Raw genomic sequence first — 19735 nt, forward strand, 5'->3', positions numbered from 1 at the left:
TCGGTCGGATGCGCGCAGTTCTGGATTATTGCACCGGTGGGACGGAGCGGCAGGTTGCGGCCGGCACGCTGATCGTCGCTGAAGGCGGCACCACCGGTCATCTTTACGTGCTGATGCAGGGCAAGCTCGAAGTGCTCAAGGGCGAGATGGTGGTCGCCACCGTAACCGAGCCCGGTGCGGTGCTGGGTGAGATGTCTGTGCTGCTGGGGCAGCCGCACACTGCGACCGTACGAGCCTGTTCCGACTCCGTCGTCTACGAATTCGAGGACGCCGCCTCGTTCCTCAAGCAGGAGGCGGGCGTGGCGCTTCTGATCGCCAAGATGCTGGCGCAGCGGCTCAATGTCGCCAATACCTATCTCGCCGATCTCAAGCAGCAATATGCCGGCCACGGCACCCATCTGGCCATGGTCGGCGAGGTGCTCCAGAGCATGATCAACCTGCCGCCACTCGAGGTCTCGCCAGGCTCGGATCGGCAATCCGATCCAAGAATGTGAGCCAGTCGGGCGGCGCCTCGATTGGAGCGGCGGGCCGCTGCAGCGGCGCGCCAAGATCGATCGATTGCGCCTCGCCGGCCGCAAGCCAGAACGCCCTGTCCGCATCGAGGTCCAGCACGATATAGGTCGGCGGGCGGCCGGGTTGTAGTCCGGTGTTGAAGACCCAGGTCTGGCCGAGCCGGTCGAACCACGAGCCATCGGTAATGAACGGCGACTGATGCACATGGCCCGAGATCACCATCGAGGGCTGGTACTGCATGATCCATTGCACCAGCTCGACGTCGCCGAAGAAGCGCTTGCCGCCCCAGCTCGTCGGTGAATTCGCCGGCGGCGCGTGATGGATCCAGATCCAGCGCTGCGGCCGGCCGGCCGCGGCGGCGGCGAGCTGCGCGACGAGGCGTTGCTTGACCAGCGGCCCATCCCACCATGGGCACACCGTGAACAACGTGTCGCTGAGGGTGAGGCTGTCACCGTCGCAGGCGATGCCCAACTCGCGCACCTCCGAGATCCAGCGCGAGATCTTTTCGCCTTCCGCATTGCGCTCGTCGAGATCGTGATTGCCGGAGCAGAGGATCACGCTTGTCTTCGCTGCGAGCAGCGCGAGGTACTTCTTCACCACCACGATCTGCGCGCGAAAATCCACCATCGAGCCGATGTCGAGCGCATCGCCGGCGAAGATCACGAGGTCGAATTGCGGAGCGGCGCTGACGAGCCAGTCGAGCTGAGGCAGCGAATAGTGCAGGTCGGCCACGACCAGGCAGCGCATTGGAAATCCAGGGGTGAGACGTCAAAAATGCTCAGGGATTGCAAAATATCTGAACGCAAGAAGCAGACCAGCCGCATCTCTCGCCAATTCAATGCGGGCAGTATGCTGCGGCCCATCCGCGGGTGCAAGCATCGAAGCGTCGCCGGGCTGGACCGGATCATCGAATTCTGATGTCGTGGCGTACCCTCAACAGCTCCTGTGCCCAACAGCTCGTCTTCCCATGACCTCCTTCAAGACCATTCGTGCGCGCACCGAAAAACGCAAGGGCGGCCCCAAGGCGCTCGAAAAGCTGATGCCCGAAAAGCCCGACCTGAAGGGCCTCGCCAAACGCGGCGACGACCGCATCCTCGCAGAGATGACGAAGCGTGTGTTTTGCGCGGGCTTCGCCTGGAGCGTGATCGAGACGAAATGGGACGGGTTTGAAGACGCCTTCCTGCGTTTCCAGCCGGCCAAGCTCACCTTCCAGCCGGAGGATTATTGGGAGGGCCTGCTGCGCGACGCGCGCATCGTGCGCAACGGTGCCAAGATCATGTCGGTGCGCGACAACGCGGCCTTCGTCCAGGAGATCGCAAAGGAACACGGCAGCTTCGGCAGGTTTCTGGCGAAGTGGCCGCCGTCGGACCAGATCGGCCTGCTCGATCTCCTGAGCAAGCGTGGCAGCCGGTTGGGTGGCAACACCGGCCAGATGCTGCTGCGGTTCGTCGGCTGGGACGGCTTTGTGACGTCCAGGGACGTCGTGGCGTGCCTTCGCGATGCCGGTCTCGACATCGCCGAAGAGGTCAAGTCGAAGGGCGATCTGGCAAAGGTGCAGGCGCAGTTCAACGCCTGGGCCGAGGAGACCGGGCTGTCCTACACATATCTGTCACGCATCTGTGCGCTGTCCGTCGGCGAGAACAGAAGCGATCATTAGGTCACGAAAACCAGGAGAACAATCATGGCCAAAGCCTATTGGGTTGCCACTTATCGCGCGATCAAGAACCCCGACGCCATGGCGGCCTATGCCAAGGTGTCGCGCCAGGCCATCGAAGCGGCTGGGGGCCGCGTGATCGCGCGCGGGATGCCGGCTGCAACATTCGAGCTCGGCTTGATGGAACGCGTCGTGCTCATCGAGTTCGACAGCGTCGCGAGCGCCAAGGCGGCATATGAAAGCCCGGCCTACAAGGCCGCCCACGATCTGCTCGGCGACGGCGCCGATCGTGACATCCGGATCGTCGAAGCCGCCGAGTAGCGCTGCATCGGCGGGATCGTGGACATCGTGTGGCGATCCCGTGCCATGAGCGGGGCGGTCGCCACGCGCGATCACGAATTACATTTTTCCGGAACATTTGTGCGCAGCACCCGTTCGGGACATTGAGCCAGGCGAACATCGGCGCAGGGAACGCCCGCTATGGCTTACCTCAATGAAACCGACGTGACAGAAACGGAGCAGCTCATGAAGCTCACATCCGAACAGGTGAAGCAGACCGTCAACCAGCTCGGCGCTCAGGTGCTGCCCGACGAGCATCCCGCCCTGCCGCAGCTCAACAGCATGTTCGGCGAGCACACTTTCTTCGTCGATGAGACCGGGCTGAAGGTCGTCGAGCCTACGGCGCCCCCCGGCACCGAGCGCCAGAGCGGCGAAGTCGTCAGCCTCGCCGATTGGGGCGATTCCGAGCTGACACGCCTGATGGCGCACGAGCCCGAGCCGACCGGCGTGATCGTGGTGTTCGAGCACGTGAGGCATTGATCGGCCCCGGCGGATCGACCTTCGGTGGCGAGTCTGAAAACCCGCCACCGTAGATTCGCGTGGTGAGCGCGCTCTACGTGGCTGTCTGCGTCCGCCGAAAGCCCGTCAGTTGGTTCAGATGCCAAGAGTCAGCTGCGGCGGCTCCGCATCGTCCCCGGCCTGGAGCGAAGACAGCGAGACCCCCAGCAGCCTGACGCTCTTGGGCAGCGGTATCTCGGCTTCGAGCAGGCCGCAAGCCAGCCGCTCAAGATCGTCGCGGCCTGCAACCGGCGAAAGAGCGGACCTGCTGCGCGTGATGATCTCGAAGTCGGCAAACTTGATCTTCAAGGTGATGGTGCGGCCACGGCTGCCGGTCGCCTCGCAATGGCGCCACACCTTGTCGACGAGCGGCTTGAGCTCGGCGACCAGCGCGTCGAATTCGGTGAGGTCGCTCGAGAACGTGGTCTCCGCGCCGATGGACTTGCGGACCCGGTTGGCCCGGACCGGCCGTTCGTCGACGCCGCGCGAGATCCAGTAGTAATAGGCGCCCGACTTGCCGAAATTCGCATTCATGAACTCCAGCGTCTGACGACGAATATCGAGACCGGTGAACATGCCGAGCGCGTTCATCTTCGCGCCCGTGGCCGGGCCTATCCCATGGAATTTTCCGACGGGCAGGGTCTCGACGAAGGCGGGTCCCATCTCCGGTGAGATCACGAACTGACCGTTGGGCTTGCGATGATCGGAGGCGAGCTTGGCCAGAAATTTGTTGTAGGAGATGCCGGCCGAAGCGTTGAGGCCCGTTTCGGCCTTGATCCTCTCGCGGATCCTGAGTGCAATGTCGCGGGCCAGCGGGATGCCTTGCAGGTTTTCGGTCACGTCGAGATAGGCCTCGTCGAGCGACAACGGCTCGATGATCGGGGTATGCTCCGCGAAGATGTCGCGGATCTGCCTGGAGATTGCCTTGTAGACCTCGAAGCGCGGCTTGACGAAAACCAGATCGGGACATTGCCGCTTCGCCGTTACGGATGGCATGGCGGAGCGAACGCCGAACTCGCGGGCCTCATAGCTTGCGGCCGCGACGACCCCACGTTCCGCGGAGCCTCCGACTGCGACGGGCTTGCCGCGCAGCTCCGGATTGTCGCGCTGTTCCACGGACGCGTAGAAGGCATCCATGTCGATATGGATGATCTTGCGGACGGGCGAGGTCTCGCCGGCCACCGTGTCGGATTCGCTCATGGCAAGATGATACAATTGAGCGATGAGAAGTGCGAGGTGAGGTGTGATTCACAGAGCAATCTCAGGCTTGTGAGTGGCAAGCATGGGCATGCGATCTAATATGAGGTCGCGGAGGACAGCCCATGCAATACAGCTCCGAACTCATTCGAACGATGCGTCAGGCGCTGGAGGCCGTGATGGCAAGCGTGCCGCCCGACCAGTCGGTCTTCGGGCTGAAGGCGGCCGTCGCCGAATGCATCCTGAAGGCGGCCGCACACGGTCAGACGTCCTACGACGGACTGGTGACGTCGGCTTCCGACCAGGTCCAGGCGATCATCTCGATGCTGACATGAGCGCGGGCTTGCGCTGAGCAGGCGATGACTTGAGCGCGTGCGGCAACAAGGCAAATCGGGTGAGGGTGCCTCCAGCGCGGACTGGAAGAGACTGGCGCACCCGACACGATTCGAACGTGTGACCTTTGCCTTCGGAGGGCAACGCTCTATCCAGCTGAGCTACGGGTGCAACGAGGGTTCATTTAGCCGATTGGCGGGGGGCGGGCAACCGCTTCCACCGTCTCCTGCAGGCTGATTTGGGCTAGCCTGATTTACGGGCTGCGCGGCCAGGAACCGGCACGCCATCCCGCCCGAGCTTGGCGAACTCGGCGAGCAGCCGTTCGGAGCACAAGACGCGGTTGCGGCCGAGCCGTTTGGCCGCATAGAGCGCCTGGTCGGCCGCGCCCAGCAGCCGGTCGGGGCTGCCGTCGGTTTCGCTGGGAATGTGGCTGGCGACGCCGACGCTGAGGGTGACGCGGTCACCGGCCCCGACGGCGCCATGGGTGATCCGCAAGGCCATCACGGCGCAGCGGATCTCGTCGGCGATGACGCAGGCGGCATCGCAATCCATGTCCGGCAGGATCAGCGCGAATTCCTCGCCGCCATAGCGGCTGGCGAGATCGAGCGGGCGCACGGCATAGCGGCTGACGACGGACGCGACCGCGCGCAGGCATTCGTCGCCGCTCTGATGGCCGTGGCGGTCGTTGAACAGCTTGAAATGATCGACGTCGACGAACAGCAGCGCCATCGGCTTCTGCGTCCGCTGGGCGCGGGCCCATTCGCTCATCAGCATCTGGTCGAACGCGCGACGGTTCGACAGGCCGGTCAGCCCGTCCTTGGTGGCAAGCTCCTTCAGGGCCATCTCGGCGCGCTTCTGGTCGGTGAGGTCGCGCAGCGTCTCCACCACCGCGATCAGATGGCCGGCCTCGTCGTGGATCGGGCCGGCGTCGATGGCGAGATACAGCTGGCTGCCGAGCTTCGGCATCACGCACCAATTCTCGGCGCTGAAGCCGAGCCCGTTATGGCCGCGCGCGGCATATTCGGAATAGAACTCCGGCAGCTGCTCCGGGCGGTCGAGCGCGACGAGGTCGGCGAGGCAAGGGCGCCTGGTCTCGTAAAAGGCCTGCCAGTGCTTGTTGGTGCCGATCACCTCGGAGGCGGCAACGCCGGTCAGCCGCTCGCAGGCTCTGTTCCAGATCACGACGCGGCGCTTGGGGTCGATCACGAAGGTCGGCACCACCAGATGCTGCATCAGCCGCACGGCATAGGAATCCGCAACGTCGACCGTCTTGGCTGACGTTTTCCTCGGCTTCGCCATGTCAGGCCACCGCCGCCACCGGCAAGATATGGTTTGGGCCGAACAGCTGTCGCACTTCGCTGGCCGGCTTCGGTCTGCTGAAAAGATAGCCCTGCATCTCCGTGCAGCCGAGCGCGCGCAGCATCTCGCGCTGCGCCTCGGTCTCGACGCCCTCCGCGACCGTGGTCATGTTGCTGGCGGCGGCGATGTTCACCACCGCCTGCACGATCACGGGCGCGCCGCTCGCCTCGGCGATATCAGCGACGAAGCAGCGGTCGATCTTGATCTTGTCGAACGGGAAGCGCTTCAGATAGCTGAGCGAGGAGTAGCCGGTGCCGAAATCGTCGAGCGCGATGCGCACGCCGATGGCGCGGAGCTGGTGGAGGATCGAGAGCGCCGCCTCGTCGTCGCGGATCAGCACGGCCTCGGTGATCTCGAGCTCGAGCCGGCACGGGGCAAGTCCGGAATCCGCGAGCGCGCCGGCGATCCGCAGCGCCAGCGTCTCGCATTTGAGCTGCACCGGCGAGACGTTGACCGCGACGCGCACATGCGTGGGCCAGGTCGCGGCCTCGTTGCAGGCCATGCGCAGCACCCAGTCGCCGAGCTCGTTGATCAGACCGGTGTCTTCGGCAATCGGGATGAACTCGGCCGGCGACACCATGCCGCGCTGCGGATGCCGCCAGCGCAGCAGCGCCTCGCAGCCCGTGACCTCGTTGGTGCGCAGGTCGACCAACGGCTGATAGTGGATCTCGAAGCCGCCGTTCACCAAGGCCTGGCGCAAATCCTGCTCCAGGCTCAGGCGCGCCTTGGCGCTCGCATCCATCTCCGGCTCGAAGAAGCGGTGGGTGCGGCGGCCCTCGGCCTTGGCGCCGTACATCGCGAGATCGGCATTCTTGATGAGCTGGTCGAGATCGGTGCCGTCCTGCGGCGCCATCGCGATGCCGATGCTGGCGTCGGTGGAGAGCTGATGGCCGAAGCAATGATAGGGCCGGCGGATCGCCTCGAAGATCCGCGTCACGAATGACACCACGTCGGCGGATGATTTGATTCCGGTCTGGATCACCGCGAATTCGTCGCCGCCGAGCCGCGCGATCAGGTCGCCCTGGCCGAGGCAGCCGCGGATGCGGGCCGCGATTCCCTTCAAAAGCTCGTCGCCGACGTGATGACCGAGCGAATCGTTGATGCCCTTGAACTCGTCGACGTCGATATAGAGCAGCGCGAACTGATTTCCGCCGCCGATTTTCTCCAGTTCGCGCTCGATCTGCTCGCGGAACAGCGTCCGGTTGGGCAGGTCGGTGAGCGCATCGTAATGCGCGATATGCGCGATCTTCTCGTCGGCGCGCCGCCGTTCGGTGACATCCTCGACGACGTTGATGAGGTACCGCGGCTCGCCGGATTCGTCGCGGATTCCGATCCGGGTCGAGGTGATGTAGCGCATCCCCTTGGCCTGGCTTTGCCAGGCATGCTCGTCCTTGAACAATCCCCCGCCCGATTTTAGCGCCTTGCTGTCGTCGTCGGTGACGATCCTGGCGGAGACATCCGGGTAGATGTCGAAGGGGGTCTTACCGACGATGTATTCACTCAGTTGGCCGAATTGCTCTTCGGCCGTCCGATTGACCAGCAGATATCGCCGCGTTTGGGCATCCTTCACCGTGATCTGCGACGGGATGTGGTCGATGATCTCGCGCAAGAACATGTAGTTGCGGTCGCGTTCCTGCTCCAGCTTGCGGCGCTCGGTGATGTCTTCGATCGTGGCCACCCATCCGCCCTGCGCGAGCGGGGTGTTGATGACCTGGAAGGCGCGGCCACTTGGCAAATGATGGCTTCTCGTGGAGACCGTGCCCTCCGCGACGATCCTCATGACGTCAGCGCAAAATGCCTCGACATCGCCGTCGAACGCGCCGCGCTCCTTGCGGTGATACATCGCCTCACGGATGTGACAGCCGGGCTTGATGACGTCGTGAGAGAGGCCGAACATGTCGGCGTAGCGGCGGTTGCAGGTGACGATGTAGCCCGCGGCGTCGTACAGGATCAGCCCTTGCGACATGTTGTTCAAGGCGGTGTCGAGCCGCCCTCGCTCCGCTTCCAGCCGCTGCTGCGCCTCGCGGTTCTGCCGGTTGATCTGGCGAACGATCAGGAACAGGATCAGCGCAATCACGGTGGCCGAAAGCGCGGCGGTGGTGACCATGAAGCCGGTCTGCTGCCGCCAGTCGGCCAGCGCGGCTTTCGTGGTGTTGGTCGCGACGATGACCAGCGGGAAATGCGACAGCGAGGCCCCGGAGCCGAGGCGCTCGTCGCCGTCGATCGGGCCCTTGACGCGCAGGGTGTGCCGGCCACCTTCGGTCAGCATCTTGCGCATCAGCGGCGCGTCCTTGAAGTCCCTGCCGATCAGCTCTTCGACATGCGGGTAGCGCGACAGCATCTTGCCATTGCGGTCGAACAGCGAGATCGCCGTGCCCTCAGCAAGCGCGACGGACGCGAAATAGTTCTGGTAGCTGTCTGGATCAATCCGGCGGACCAGCGCGCCATAGAAGCTGCCGTCCGCGCCGTTCAGCCGGCGCGCGACGACCGTGGTCCATTTTCCGATGATGAAGCTGCGGACCGACTCTAGAATCACTGGTTCGGCCGTCGGATTGGACTTGAACGTCTGAAAGTATCCGCGCGAGGTGATGTTGATCTTGGGCAGCGGCTGGGCCCGCGACCAGTTGATCAGTTCGCCGTCGGCATCGTAGATCGCGATGTCGCCGAGGTAAGACACGGAGCTGATCTTGCTCCGCAGCATCTGGTTCGTCGCGGGTCCGGACATGCGCTCGCGGAACATCGCGGCCGAACTGATCTCCGGCAGATTCATCTGCCCGATCACGTCGGCGGCGACGACGTCGGAATCTTCGAATTGCTGATCGAAATGCCGCGCGATCAGCTGCACGGTGTTCTCGAGCTCGCGCTCGCGGTTGGCCAGGGTACGCTCGCGAAATTCGCCGACGGCCATCGCGGTCACCGCGAAGATCCCCGCGACCAGCAACACGCCGCACAAAGTGAGCCACAGCACCGGTCCGCGCGGAATCGCTGCCTCCCAGCCGTGCTTCGCGGCTAGGAACATTCCGGCTGCAATCCTTGCAAAAACCTGGCGCATTCCCCCTCCCTGGAGGGACAGGGATACACCACACAAATGGCGTAAAGCTTAGGAAAGCCAGTTACCTGAGCGTTAATCTCGTTGCGTGATCGCAGTCGTGTCCAGCGAGCCGCTGCGCTGCATCATGAATCGCGCGTTAATGCGAGCTGCCCGCGCTCTTGTCGCTGCCGAGATTGCGCAGCCGTCCGACCACGCCGGTCGGAAAGAAGTAGACGCTGGCGATGAAGAGCAGCCCGAGCCACAGCAGCCAGCGGTCCGGATGCAACAGCCCGGGCAGCAGCGGCAGACCGGCTTCCGACGCCGCCTTGGAGGCGACGCCCATCAGCGCCTGCAAATAGTTCTGGGCGAGGATGAAGATGGTGGCGCCGATGATCGCGCCGTAGATCGTGCCCATGCCGCCGATCACGACCATCAGGAGGATGTCCAGCATGATCGAGAAGCTGAGCGAGGTATCGGGGCCCGCATAACGCAGCCACAATGCATTGAGAATGCCGGCGCCGGCGGCGACCAGTGCGGCGATGCAGTTGGCGTAGCTCAGGTGGAAGACGGTGCGGAAGCCGAGCGCCTCGGCGCGGAAGCGGTTCTCGCGGATCGCCTGCAGCACGCGCCCGAACGGCGAATTCACCACCCGCAGCAAAGCGAGGATCATCAGGGCGGAGACGGCGAACACCAGATAGTAGGTCAGGATGCGGCCGTTGACCTCGAATCCCAGCACGTTCCTGGAGATCAGCACCGTGCCGGGCCTGAGCAGCTCGGGCAGCTGAAAGCTGCGGCCATCTTCGCCGCCGGTCAGCCAGGACAGCTGCGAGGCCAGCACCTGGAAGGCGGATGCGACCGCGAGCGTGATCATGGCAAAGAAGATCGCGGCAACCCGCAGCGAGAACAGTCCGATCGCAAGCGCAAGCAGCGCGGCAAGCGGCAGGCCGATCACGATGCCGGTTGCAACCGCACCCCAATTCGGGCCCATCCCGTACAGCGCGATCGCGATCGCGTAGCTGCCGATCCCGTAGAACATGGTGTGTGCGAACGACACTGAGCCGGTATAGCCGAGCAGCAAATCGTAGGAGGCGACCAGCGCGGCGAAGACGCAGATCTTGGCCGCGACGTTCAGCGCCTTCGCCCCAGGGAACAGGAACGGCGTCGCCACCAGCGCCAGGATGATGAGGACGAGAACGAGCGTGAGCACGCGGCTGCGCGGCGGATCGCCTGACAGGATCATCATCGGCTGGTCACCGCGTAAAGGCCGCGCGGCCGCCACATCAGAATGGCGACCATCAGCAGGATGTTGGAGACGAGGGCGAGCTTCGGCACCAGGAAGCCACCGTAATTGGCAATCATCGCCACCAGGATCGCGCCGATGAAGCAGCCGCCGATCGAGCCGAGGCCGCCGATGATGACGACGATGAAGATCAGGACGGTGAGGTCGTCGCTCATGGAGGCGTGAACCTGCTCGCGATACAGCGCCCACATCACGCCGCCGAGGCCGGCCAGTGCCGATCCCGTCATGAACACGCCGAGGAACAGGCGGCGAATGCGATAGCCGAGCGCTTCGACCATCTCGCGGTTCTCGACGCCGGCGCGGATCAGAAGCCCGAGCTTGGTTCGGTTGAGCACCAGCTGGATCGCGATGAAGACGGCGAGCCCGATCAGCGTCGCCAGCACGCGGTATTTCGCGATCGCGACGTCGCCGAGGATGAAGGAGCCGCGCAGCGACGTCGGCAGCGGCGTCGGGATGATCTGCGGCCCCCACACCGCATACAGCGTCTGTTCCGCAACAATGAGGCCGCCCGTCGTCATCAGGATCTGCTTCAGATGCTGGCCGTACACGGGCAGGATCAGCACCCGCTCGACGATCAGGCCGAGCGCGCCGGAGACCGCCATCGACAGCAATGCGGCCGGCGCCAGCACCGCGAGGTTGATCCACAGCGAATCCGCCTGGAGGGAAGCGGCGAACGGCGCCAGCACCAGGGTCGCGACATAGGCCCCGACCGCGATGAAGGCGCCATGGCCGAAATTGAGCACGTCCATCAGGCCGAACACGAGCGTGAGTCCGGAGGCCATGATGAAGATCATCATGCCCATCGCGAGGCTGGCGGCCGTCAGCGTCAGCCAGGTGCTGGGCGAGCCGATCAGCGGGATCATCACGAGGGCGACCGCGATCGGCAGCAGGATCGGCGCGATGTCGCGCTTCGGCTTCGGCAGCGGATCGGTTGCGGCGAGCTCGGTCATTGATGCGTCTCCAGGCTCAGGCCGAGCAGCCGCTCCTGCAGCGGCACGTCGGAGGCCAAGGCCGCCATCTCGCCGCGATGAACGATGGTGCCGTTGTCCATCACCAGCACGTTGTCGCCGAGCTCGCGGGCGGCAAAGAAATTCTGCTCGACCATCAGGATGGTGGCGCCCTTGCGCTTGATCTCCTTCAGGCACTCGATCAGCGCCATCACGATCGCCGGCGCCAACCCCTTGGTCGGCTCGTCGATCAGCAAGAGCTTGCGCGGTTCGATGATGGCGCGGGCAATCGACAACATCTGCTTCTGTCCGCCCGAGAGACTTCCCGCGCGCGACAGCCAGAACCGGCGCAGCGCCGGGAAGAAGCCAAAAATCCAGTCGAGCTGGACGTCGTCGAGCGGCCCGTCGCGCGCCGCCAGCACCAGGTTTTCCTTCACCGTGAGGTCCGAGAACACCGCCATGCTCTCCGGCACGTAGCCGACGCCGAGCCGCGCGATGTCGGGCGTCGCACGGCTCTCGATGCGCTCGCCGGCGAGGCTGATCTCGCCGGAGGAGGCCTGCCAGAGGCCCATGATGGTGCGCAACGTCGTGGTCTTGCCGGCGCCATTGCGGCCGAGCAGCATCGTGGTCTGCCCCTGCGCGACAGCGAGATCGATGCCCTGGAGGATGTGATAGCGGCCGATATGGGTGTGCACCCCGGAGAGCTTCAACAGATCGGTCATGCTGCGCTCCCTGCAACTTTATTCGGCGCGACGCCGAGATAGGCTTCCTGCACGATTGGTGACGCGATCACCTCGGCAGGCGGACCGTCCGCAACAAGCTGCCCGTTATGCAGCACGATGATGCGGTCGGCGAGCGATCGCACCACGTCCATCTTGTGCTCGACGAGCAGAATGATCCTGCTCTTGTCCTGCTTGAGCTGCGCGATCAGATTCAGCACGACCGGCACCTCGTCGATGCTCATGCCCGCGGTCGGCTCGTCGAACATGAAAACCTTCGGTTCGAGCGCCATCATCAGCGCGACCTCGAGCTTGCGCTGATCGCCGTGCGACAGTGCGGTCGCGGCGACGCCGCGGCGGCCGCCGAGCGCGACCTGATCCAGGATAGCATCGGCGCGGGCGATCAGATCGCGGCGGACCATCCAGGGCCGCAGCATGTCGTAGTGAGTGCCGTCGGCGGCCTGCACGGCAAGGCGGACGTTTTCCTCCACCGACAGATTCGGAAAGAGATTGGTGAGCTGGAACGCGCGTCCCAGGCCCGCGCGCGTCCGCATCGGCGCGGAATGCTGGGTGATGTCGGTGCCATCGAACAGAATGCTGCCGCTCGATGCGCGGAGCTGGCCGGAGATCAGGTTGAAATAAGTGGTCTTGCCGGCGCCGTTCGGGCCGACGATGGCGGTGAGTTCGCCGGGCCGGAAGCTGCAGGTGACGCTGTTGACCGCGACATGGCCGCCGAAGCGGATGGTGAGGTCGCGGGTTTCGAGGGTCAGCGTCATGGAGGATCTGGCAAATGATGAAATGAGATGTATCAGCGGCCGCGCTGCGCACCCTCTCCCGCTTGCGGGGGAGGCACAGGCGGCCTTCGGCCGCCGTTCTTGAAAGAACGCCGATGCGGAGCATCGGCTATGGGAGAGGGTGTCTCCTCAGGCGAGAACCCCCAAGAGGACAGAGCCCTCTCCCGGCCTCTCCCGCAAGCGGGAGAGGTGAAGGAAGAAAGATCAGCGCTTGTTCTTGATCGGAACGTCCATGTCCTCGATCTTCAGCTCGCGCACCGGCTCGAGCACGGCCCAAGCGACATTCGGATCGACCTTGACCTTGAAGTGATACATGCTCTGGAGCGCCTGATGGTCTTCCTTGCGGAACATCATCTTGCCCTTCGGCGTGTCGAACTCCAGGCCTTCCATGGCAGTGATCAGCTTCTCGGTGTCGGTCGACTTCGCCTTGGTGACGGCGGCGACGACGGACATCGCGGCGGCGAATCCGCCCGCGGTGAAGAAGTCCGGCGGCGCGTTGAAGCGCTTCTGGTGCTCGGCGACGAACCAATCATTCACCGGGTTCTTCGGGATCGCGTAGAAATAATAGGTCGCGCCTTCCATGCCGGGCAGGCCCTTATAGGCGGCGAGCGCCGGCAGGATGTTGCCGCCGGTGGACAGCTCGATGCCGTAGCGCTTCGGATCCATGTCCTGCAGTTTTGCCAGCGGATTGCCGGCGCCGGCCCAGATCACCCAGATCACCTTGCGGCCCGGCTTGTCCTTCAGCGCGTCGAACAGGCGCTGGCCGACCGCGGTGAAGTCGGTGGTGGAGGTCGGGGCATATTCTTCGGCGGCGAGCGTCGCGCCGGTCTTGCCGAGCGCCTCCTTGAAGGCGGCGACGCCGTCGCGGCCGAAGGCGTAGTCCTGCGCCAGCGTCGCGACGGTGACACCCTGCTTGCCGATCGCGACCGCGTTCGAGATCGCGTCCTGCGACGAGTTGCGCGCGGTGCGGAAGATGTAGCGATTCCACTTCTCGCCGGTAATCTGGTCCGCGACCGCGGGCTCGACGATCAGGATCTTCTTGTTCTCCTCGGCGACGGGCAGGATCGCGAGTGCCGCGGCCGACGAGGTCGTGCCGATCGCGATGTCGGCCTTATCGTCCTGATAGGCTTCCGCGAGCGCCGCCTTGGAGAGATCGGGCTTGCCCTGGTCGTCCTTGGTGATGACGACGATCTTGCGCCCGTCGAGCGTCATGGTGCCCTTGGTGGCGTATTCAAAACCCATTTGCAGGCCGGTCTCGGTCTGCTTGGCATAGGCCTCGAGTGGGCCGGTCTTGCCATAGATCAGCGCGACCTTGAGATCGTCGGCCTGTGCGGAGGTGCCCGCGGCGAGGGCGAGGATGGTGGTTGCCATGACGAGTGATCGACGCACGGTGGTCCCTCCTGATGAAATGCTTTGGCCATAGCGATTTGCACAACCGTGCGGACATTGCAATTCCACCTTCCGGCGGACCGCGCGACGGGCATGTGTGACATTGTCCCGGCCCGGCCGCGCCGGATCGCTTCTGCCGAGGAAATCGGCAGATGCAATTGTCGACCTCACCCGTGGAACGGGTTGCTCAGGCTTTGCAAAGTAATGAACGGCGAGGGGTTACCGCCGATATCCGTTCGCGCGGGAATAGCCCTGCCGGTTCTGTTGCGTCGAGCGGTTTGTGACGCTGGCGCGTGCTTCGCTGGAGATGGGCGTTGCGAGCTTCAGCTCCTCTAGGAAGATCGGCCGGGAAAAATAATAGCCCTGCGCGTAGCGGATCTTGGTCGCAGCCTGGAGGTAGGCGAGCTCCTCGTAGGATTCGATGCCTTCGGCAATCACGGTCATGCCGAGCGCTTCGCTCAGGGATTCGATCGCGCGCAGGATGCCCTGGTTGCGCGGACGTTTATGGATATCGGTGATGAAGGAGCGGTCGATCTTGATCTCGTCCGCGGTGATGTCGGCGAGCGCCGAGAGCGAGGAATAGCCGGTGCCGAAATCGTCGATCGAGATGGCGACGCCGAGCTTGCGGAACATCGGCAGGATCTCGCCCTGGAAATGATTCTTGGCGACGAAGGCGTCTTCCGTCACCTCGATCATGAAGCGCTGCGGAAAACCGGTGTCGTCGAGCGCCTGGGCAAAGCTGCGCATGAATTCGGGGTTGCCGGCCTGCTTGGCCGCGACGTTGATGCTGATGGTCGCTTCCGCACCGAACGTCTCGTTGATCAGGTCGATCGACTTGACGATCTCGGCGAGCACGAGATGGGTCAGCTCGTCGATCAACCCGAGTTCGGTGGCAAGATTGATGAAGGAGCCGGGCGCCTGGATCACGCCCTCGTCGTCGCGCAGCCGCACCAGGGCCTCGATGCCCTTCACCTCCTGCGTACGAATGTCGACCTTGGACTGAAAGGCGCAGCAGAAGCGTTTCTCGAGGATGGCCTGCCGCAGCGACTGCTCGATCTTCATCCGCGCCAGCGCCTCGCGCTCCATGCTGGAATCGAAGAAGGCCGCCGATCCCTTGCCGTCATTCTTGATGCGGTACATCGCGATGTCGGCGTTCTGACGCAGTGTCTCGAAGCTGCTTCCGTGATCGGGATAAAGGCTGATGCCGACGGAAGTTGAGGCGAAGACTTCCGAATTGTCGATGAAGAACGGCGCCGTCAGCCGCTCCAGCGTCGACTGCATGAACTCGGCGACTTCCTCCTGGCTCTGGATCGGTGACAGCAGCAGCAGGAATTCGTCGCCGGAGATACGCGACAGCATGTCCGACTCGCGCAAGCCGCGTCCAAGCCGCTTCGACAGCTCGACCAGCAGGGCATCGCCCACCGCGTGGCCGTAATAGTCGTTGATGTGCTTGAAATTGTCGACGTCGAGAAAGGCGAGCGCAAAGCGCTCGCCGGCGCGACCCTGCGCGAGCAGGCCGGTGGCGCGATGCTCGATCACGCGCCGCGAGGGCAGGCCGGTCAGCTCGTCGAAATAGGCCGAGCGGAACAGCTGGTCCTCGAAATTCTTCTGCTCGGTGATGTCGGACGAGGCCGAGATCAGCAGCTCGCGTCCGTCGAAGCGGACCGGCCGGTGGGTGGTCAGCAGCACCTGGCGTGCGGCTCCGTCGTGGAGCGCTTCCTCGGCGACGACCGCACGGCCGGAGATCAGAGCCTGTCGGCAGGCTTCCTGGCGGGGCGCGAGATCGCGCGAGGGGCGGCTGCCGTCCATCCCGAGCTGGGCGGCCGCGACATCGTTGACCAGGAGAAGTTCGCCTTGCGCGTCCTGCACGGTCAGGCCGGCAGGCAGCATTCTAACGATTTCCTTGAGAAATCCGAGTTCGGCTTCGCCCGCGCCGGAATATTTGTTGTCGTTCATAGAAGTCATGAATCTTGTTGTTTCAGCGCGCCTTTGCAATGGCCGCGATCTTGCGCGGTTCCCTCTTAAGTTTGGTTAAGGGGTCCGGAGAATTACGGTGGTGTTTTGCGGCGATGCGACGCGCGCAGCCCATCGTCATTAACAGGGCGTCAACGCGTCCGGCGAAACCGCGAACGAAGCGCGCGAACGGCTTTCGATTGCGCCGTGTCTAACCGTCCTTGGGGATACGGCATTGCATGGTGCAATGGAGTCCGGTCCTGAGATAGGAGACCTCCGTCTTGCCGTCGAAGGCCGACAGCGCGGACTTCAACAGCTTGGTGCCGAAACCAGGCTCGGAGACCTTGTCGACGCTCGGGCCCTCGGTTTCATCCCAGGTTACGGTCAGACGGTCGTCGCTGACGGTCCATGACACCTGCAACAACCCGCGTGGCGCGGAGAACGCGCCATATTTGCCTGCGTTGGTGGCGAGTTCGTGAAACATCAGGGACAGCGTGACCGCAAGCTTCGGCGGCAGGAACAGCCGGTCGCCGTTGAGCGTGAAGCGGACATGGCCATAAGGGCCGAGCTCGGAGATCAGGAGGTCGCGAATGTCGCAGCCGGCCTTGTCGATCCGCGAGATCAAATCGTCGGTCGCGGCAAGCGACCGCAGCCGCGGATCGATCCGGGCCCAGATTTGCGGCTGATCGTGCAACACCTGATGCAGCACCGCATGCACCGTCGACAGCTTGTTCTTCAACCGGTGCTGGAGCTCGTCGACCAGCAGCTTGCGATAGTCTTCCTCCTCGATCAGGCGTCTGGAAATCCGGCGCTGCTCGACGAGGAGCGAGCGATAGTGCTCGACGCCCCAGATGGTGAGGGCGCTGACCGCCCAATAGAGCGCCAGCAGGGCGAATCGCGCGTTATCGGCAAGAGCATCGCCAAAATTCACGACGACGCCGAGCACGCCGCCCACCAGCGCCGTGATGATGCCGATGCGGAAGCCGCCGAACGCGGCCGCAAAGAACACGGCCGGGAAATAAGGCGTGAAATAGACGTCGGGCCGCACATGGGCGAGAGCCCAGCGCGCCAGCGTCGCAACCAGCAGGCAGGCGACCGCAAACGCAAGGCTCAAGCCGAGCGATGGCGGTGCCACGCCCTGCCAGCCCTTGCGGAATTCGTCGATCAGCTTCCCCATGCGCGATCCGGTGGCGATACGCGTTCGACAATCGAGCGGTCGCCAGGAATGTTACGCATGTCGCCGGCCCCAAGCAAAGCTTGCCTTGTCGGAAGCCGGCAGGAATAGTGCCTGCTGCGGCGCCAACCGTCGCGGCGCCGTCGTCGATCGGTGTCCGCCATTTGGCGTCAAGGGGTTCGGAAACAGGGACATTCCATGGGCAGGTTGGATGGCAAGGTCGCGGTGATCACGGGCGCGACGAGCGGGATCGGGTTGCGGACTGCTGAAGTCTTCGTTGCCGAAGGTGCCAAAATTGTGATCGCGGGCCGGCGCATACCGGAAGGCGAGGCGCTGGCGAAGCAGCTCGGCGCGAATTGCGTCTTCCGCCAGACGGATGTGACGGCCGAAGCGCAGATGCAGGCGCTGATCGCGCTTGCGGTGGACAAATTCGGCCGCATCGACTGCCTGTTCAACAATGCCGGCGGCCCGGCGCAGACCGGCGGCATCGAAGGCCTCGAGGTCGAGCGCTTCGACGCGGCGATGGCCACCTTGGTGCGCAGCGTCATGCTCGGCATGAAGCACGCCGCGCCCCACATGAAGAAGCAGGGCTTTGGCAGCATCATCAACAATGGCAGCATCGCCGGCCGTCTCGCCGGCTTCTCGTCGTCGATGGTCTATGGTGCGGCCAAGGCGGCGGTGATCCACCTCACCAAATGCGTGGCGATGGAGCTCGGCGAATCCAACGTCCGCGTCAACTCGATCTCGCCCGGCGCGATCGCGACCGGCATTTTCGGCAAGGCGCTCGGGCTTTCGACCGACGCGGCGGAGAAGACGCCGGCGGTGATGCGCGAGGTCTACAAGACCGCGCAGCCGATCCCGCGAGCCGGCCTTCCTGACGACATCGCCCATGCCGCGGTGTTCCTGGCCAGCGACGAATCCAGCTTCATCAACGGCCATGACCTCGTCATCGACGGCGCGATGACCGGCGGCCGCAACTGGAGCCAGCAGCAGCAGGGCTACGTGGCCCTGCGCAAGGCGTTCGATCAGGGGGCGTAGGCGCCACGGGCGACGAAGCCGTAGGGTGGGTTAGCGAAGCGTAACCCACCACTTTTGTCACTGCTGACAGCAAAGAGGTGGGTTACGCCTTCGGCTAACCCACCCTACGAGAGCGATGCTCAAACCGCCTTCATCCGCACCCGCAATCCGTCGCGCGGTTTCGGGATCGGCCACATCTGCCAGTCCGGCTTGTAGCCGGGCTCGAGCGATACCTCGATGTTCTGCAAGAAGTGCCGCGCGAAGCATTTGGCCTGCATGTAGGCGAAGTGCAGGCCAAGGCACATATGCGCGCCGCCGCCGAACGGGACCCAGGCGAAGCGGTGTCGGTTGCGCTGGGCCTCCTCGGTGAAACGCAGTGGATCGAAGCGCTCCGGCTCCGGCCAGATGTCCTTCATGTGGTGGGTGTAGAGCGGATTGACGCCAATCGCGGTGCCGGCCGGAATCGAAAAACCCTTGAAAGTGAAATCGCGCATGGCGCGGCGCGGCATCGAGGGCACCGGCGGCTTGATCCGCAGCGCTTCCTTGAACGCCATCTCCGACAGCGGCATCTTTTCGAGGTCGTCGAAGCTGCTCGGCGCATCGGGGGCGAGCCCCAGCGCCATGACCTCCGCGCGAAGCTTGTCCTGCCAGTCGGGATTTGCCGCGAGCTCGCCGATGAACGACGTCAGCGACGAGGTCAGCGTGTCGTGCGCCGCCATCATCAGGAAGCTCATGTGGTCGATGATGTCCTGCTCCGACAGCAGCGCGCCGTCCTCGTGGGTTGCGCGGCAGAGCTGCGAGAACAGATCATCGCCGCCGTGATTGCCGCGTCGCAGCGGAATCTGCTCGCGGAAATAAGCGACGATGCGCTTGCGTCCCCTGACGCCGGCCGCCATCTGCGTGCCGGGCAGCGGTCGGCGGATCGGGGCGACGGCGGCGGCGACCATGTCGACGAAGGCGCGGTTGATCTCGTCGACCTCCGGCCCGATATCGGCGCCGAGAAAGGACGCGGCGGCGAGATCGAGCGTGAGCTGCTTCATCGCCGGATAAAGCTGCATCTCGCCCGGCTTTGCCTTCCACTGCGCGACGCGGGCGGCGATGCCGCGGTCGAGATCGCCCAGATACGATTTCATCGGTCCGGACTTGAATGCGACCGACAGCGCCTTGCGGTGCAGCCGGTGCTCCTCGAAATCCAGCAGCATCAATCCGCGCGGAAACAACAGGCCGAGCACCTTGTTCCAGCCATGGGTCGAGGAGAACAGCTTTTGCTGGTCGAACAGCACGAGCTCGTTGGCCTCGGGGCCAAGCAGCACGACATTGGTCTCGCCGAAGAAATGCGTGCGATAGACCAGGCCGTATTTGGCGCCGTTCGCCTCGATATGCCCCTTGGGGTCGGCGAGCACCTGGAAGGTCTTGCCGATGATCGGCCAGCCTTCGTCGCCCGGGATGTGAGTCAGCTCGTTGCGCTTGGGCGGAGTGAAGCCGAGCGCAGGTGCGGCCACATTCTGCATCGACATG

General features: G+C 64.2%; 18 protein-coding genes and 1 tRNA gene. 6 read left to right on the forward strand and 13 right to left on the reverse strand.

Annotated elements, in window-relative coordinates; genetic code table 11:
* The first annotated feature begins 8 nt into the window (after nt 1–8).
* Complete coding sequence (locus ACVIN2_RS21550) at nt 9–494, forward strand: Crp/Fnr family transcriptional regulator (protein ID WP_106943745.1); 486 nt, start codon at nt 9–11, stop codon at nt 492–494.
* On the opposite strand, the gene ACVIN2_RS21555 is transcribed toward ACVIN2_RS21550, so the two are convergent.
* A complete protein-coding gene (locus ACVIN2_RS21555) occupies nt 433–1260 on the reverse strand; it encodes a metallophosphoesterase family protein (protein WP_456767073.1) in 828 nt (275 codons plus the stop codon). The genes ACVIN2_RS21550 and ACVIN2_RS21555 overlap by 62 nt on opposite strands.
* Before the next feature lie 220 nt (nt 1261–1480).
* Here ACVIN2_RS21555 and ACVIN2_RS21560 point away from each other — a divergent pair, with 220 nt between their 5' ends.
* The 3 genes from ACVIN2_RS21560 (at nt 1481) to ACVIN2_RS21570 (ending at nt 2986) form a co-directional block, all read left to right on the forward strand.
* Nucleotides 1481–2170 carry a DNA-3-methyladenine glycosylase I gene (locus ACVIN2_RS21560; protein ID WP_456767074.1) on the forward strand — a complete coding sequence of 230 codons (690 nt, stop codon included), beginning with the start codon at nt 1481–1483 and terminating at the stop codon, nt 2168–2170.
* Between the two features lie 24 nt (nt 2171–2194).
* On the forward strand, nt 2195–2488 hold the full coding sequence (locus tag ACVIN2_RS21565) for a DUF1330 domain-containing protein (RefSeq protein ID WP_106943743.1): 294 nt from the start codon (nt 2195–2197) through the stop codon (nt 2486–2488).
* Nucleotides 2489–2692: 204 nt separating this feature from the next.
* On the forward strand, nt 2693–2986 hold the full coding sequence (locus tag ACVIN2_RS21570) for a hypothetical protein (protein ID WP_456767075.1): 294 nt from the start codon (nt 2693–2695) through the stop codon (nt 2984–2986).
* Nucleotides 2987–3100: 114 nt separating this feature from the next.
* On the opposite strand, the gene dinB is transcribed toward ACVIN2_RS21570, so the two are convergent.
* Entirely contained in the window at nt 3101–4204 is a 1104-nt protein-coding gene (gene dinB, locus ACVIN2_RS21575) for a DNA polymerase IV (RefSeq protein ID WP_456767076.1), read from the reverse strand.
* 122 nt (nt 4205–4326) lie between these two features.
* Here dinB and ACVIN2_RS21580 point away from each other — a divergent pair, with 122 nt between their 5' ends.
* Nucleotides 4327–4536, forward strand: coding sequence for a hypothetical protein (locus tag ACVIN2_RS21580; protein WP_007616043.1), 210 nt, complete (start codon nt 4327–4329; stop codon nt 4534–4536).
* A gap of 92 nt (nt 4537–4628) precedes the next feature.
* Here ACVIN2_RS21580 and ACVIN2_RS21585 read toward each other — a convergent pair.
* The 10 genes from ACVIN2_RS21585 to ACVIN2_RS21630 all read right to left on the reverse strand — a co-directional run bounded on the left by ACVIN2_RS21585 (nt 4629) and on the right by ACVIN2_RS21630 (nt 17203).
* Nucleotides 4629–4705: transfer RNA gene (locus ACVIN2_RS21585), tRNA-Arg, on the reverse strand.
* 72 nt (nt 4706–4777) lie between these two features.
* Nucleotides 4778–5833, reverse strand: a complete 1056-nt coding sequence (locus ACVIN2_RS21590; protein WP_456767077.1) for a sensor domain-containing diguanylate cyclase — start codon at nt 5831–5833, stop codon at nt 4778–4780.
* A gap of 1 nt (nt 5834) precedes the next feature.
* Nucleotides 5835–8945, reverse strand: coding sequence for a bifunctional diguanylate cyclase/phosphodiesterase (locus ACVIN2_RS21595; protein WP_456767078.1), 3111 nt, complete (start codon nt 8943–8945; stop codon nt 5835–5837).
* A gap of 136 nt (nt 8946–9081) precedes the next feature.
* Complete coding sequence (locus ACVIN2_RS21600) at nt 9082–10167, reverse strand: branched-chain amino acid ABC transporter permease (RefSeq protein ID WP_456767079.1); 1086 nt, start codon at nt 10165–10167, stop codon at nt 9082–9084.
* Nucleotides 10164–11174 carry a branched-chain amino acid ABC transporter permease gene (locus tag ACVIN2_RS21605; RefSeq protein WP_027566072.1) on the reverse strand — a complete coding sequence of 337 codons (1011 nt, stop codon included), beginning with the start codon at nt 11172–11174 and terminating at the stop codon, nt 10164–10166. The genes ACVIN2_RS21600 and ACVIN2_RS21605 overlap by 4 nt, the downstream gene beginning before the upstream one ends.
* Complete coding sequence (locus tag ACVIN2_RS21610; RefSeq protein WP_456767080.1) at nt 11171–11893, reverse strand: branched-chain amino acid ABC transporter ATP-binding protein; 723 nt, start codon at nt 11891–11893, stop codon at nt 11171–11173. Before ACVIN2_RS21610 ends, ACVIN2_RS21605 begins: the two co-directional genes overlap by 4 nt.
* Nucleotides 11890–12666, reverse strand: a complete 777-nt coding sequence (locus tag ACVIN2_RS21615) for an ABC transporter ATP-binding protein (RefSeq protein ID WP_456767081.1) — start codon at nt 12664–12666, stop codon at nt 11890–11892. The genes ACVIN2_RS21610 and ACVIN2_RS21615 overlap by 4 nt, the downstream gene beginning before the upstream one ends.
* Nucleotides 12667–12888: 222 nt before the next feature.
* Complete coding sequence (locus ACVIN2_RS21620) at nt 12889–14055, reverse strand: substrate-binding domain-containing protein (RefSeq protein ID WP_456769776.1); 1167 nt, start codon at nt 14053–14055, stop codon at nt 12889–12891.
* 237 nt (nt 14056–14292) lie between these two features.
* Complete coding sequence (locus ACVIN2_RS21625; RefSeq protein ID WP_456769777.1) at nt 14293–16029, reverse strand: putative bifunctional diguanylate cyclase/phosphodiesterase; 1737 nt, start codon at nt 16027–16029, stop codon at nt 14293–14295.
* 208 nt (nt 16030–16237) lie between these two features.
* On the reverse strand, nt 16238–17203 hold the full coding sequence (locus ACVIN2_RS21630; RefSeq protein WP_027566067.1) for a sensor histidine kinase: 966 nt from the start codon (nt 17201–17203) through the stop codon (nt 16238–16240).
* A 195-nt stretch (nt 17204–17398) separates the two neighbouring features.
* On the opposite strand from ACVIN2_RS21630, the gene ACVIN2_RS21635 reads away from it, so the two are divergent.
* Complete coding sequence (locus ACVIN2_RS21635; protein ID WP_456767082.1) at nt 17399–18238, forward strand: SDR family NAD(P)-dependent oxidoreductase; 840 nt, start codon at nt 17399–17401, stop codon at nt 18236–18238.
* Between the two features lie 119 nt (nt 18239–18357).
* Here the strand turns inward: ACVIN2_RS21635 and ACVIN2_RS21640 are convergent, their stop codons facing one another.
* Nucleotides 18358–19734, reverse strand: a complete 1377-nt coding sequence (locus tag ACVIN2_RS21640; protein ID WP_456767083.1) for a cytochrome P450 — start codon at nt 19732–19734, stop codon at nt 18358–18360.
* Between the last annotated feature and the right edge of the window lies 1 nt (nt 19735).

Source organism: Bradyrhizobium sp. USDA 3650, assembly GCF_054057395.1.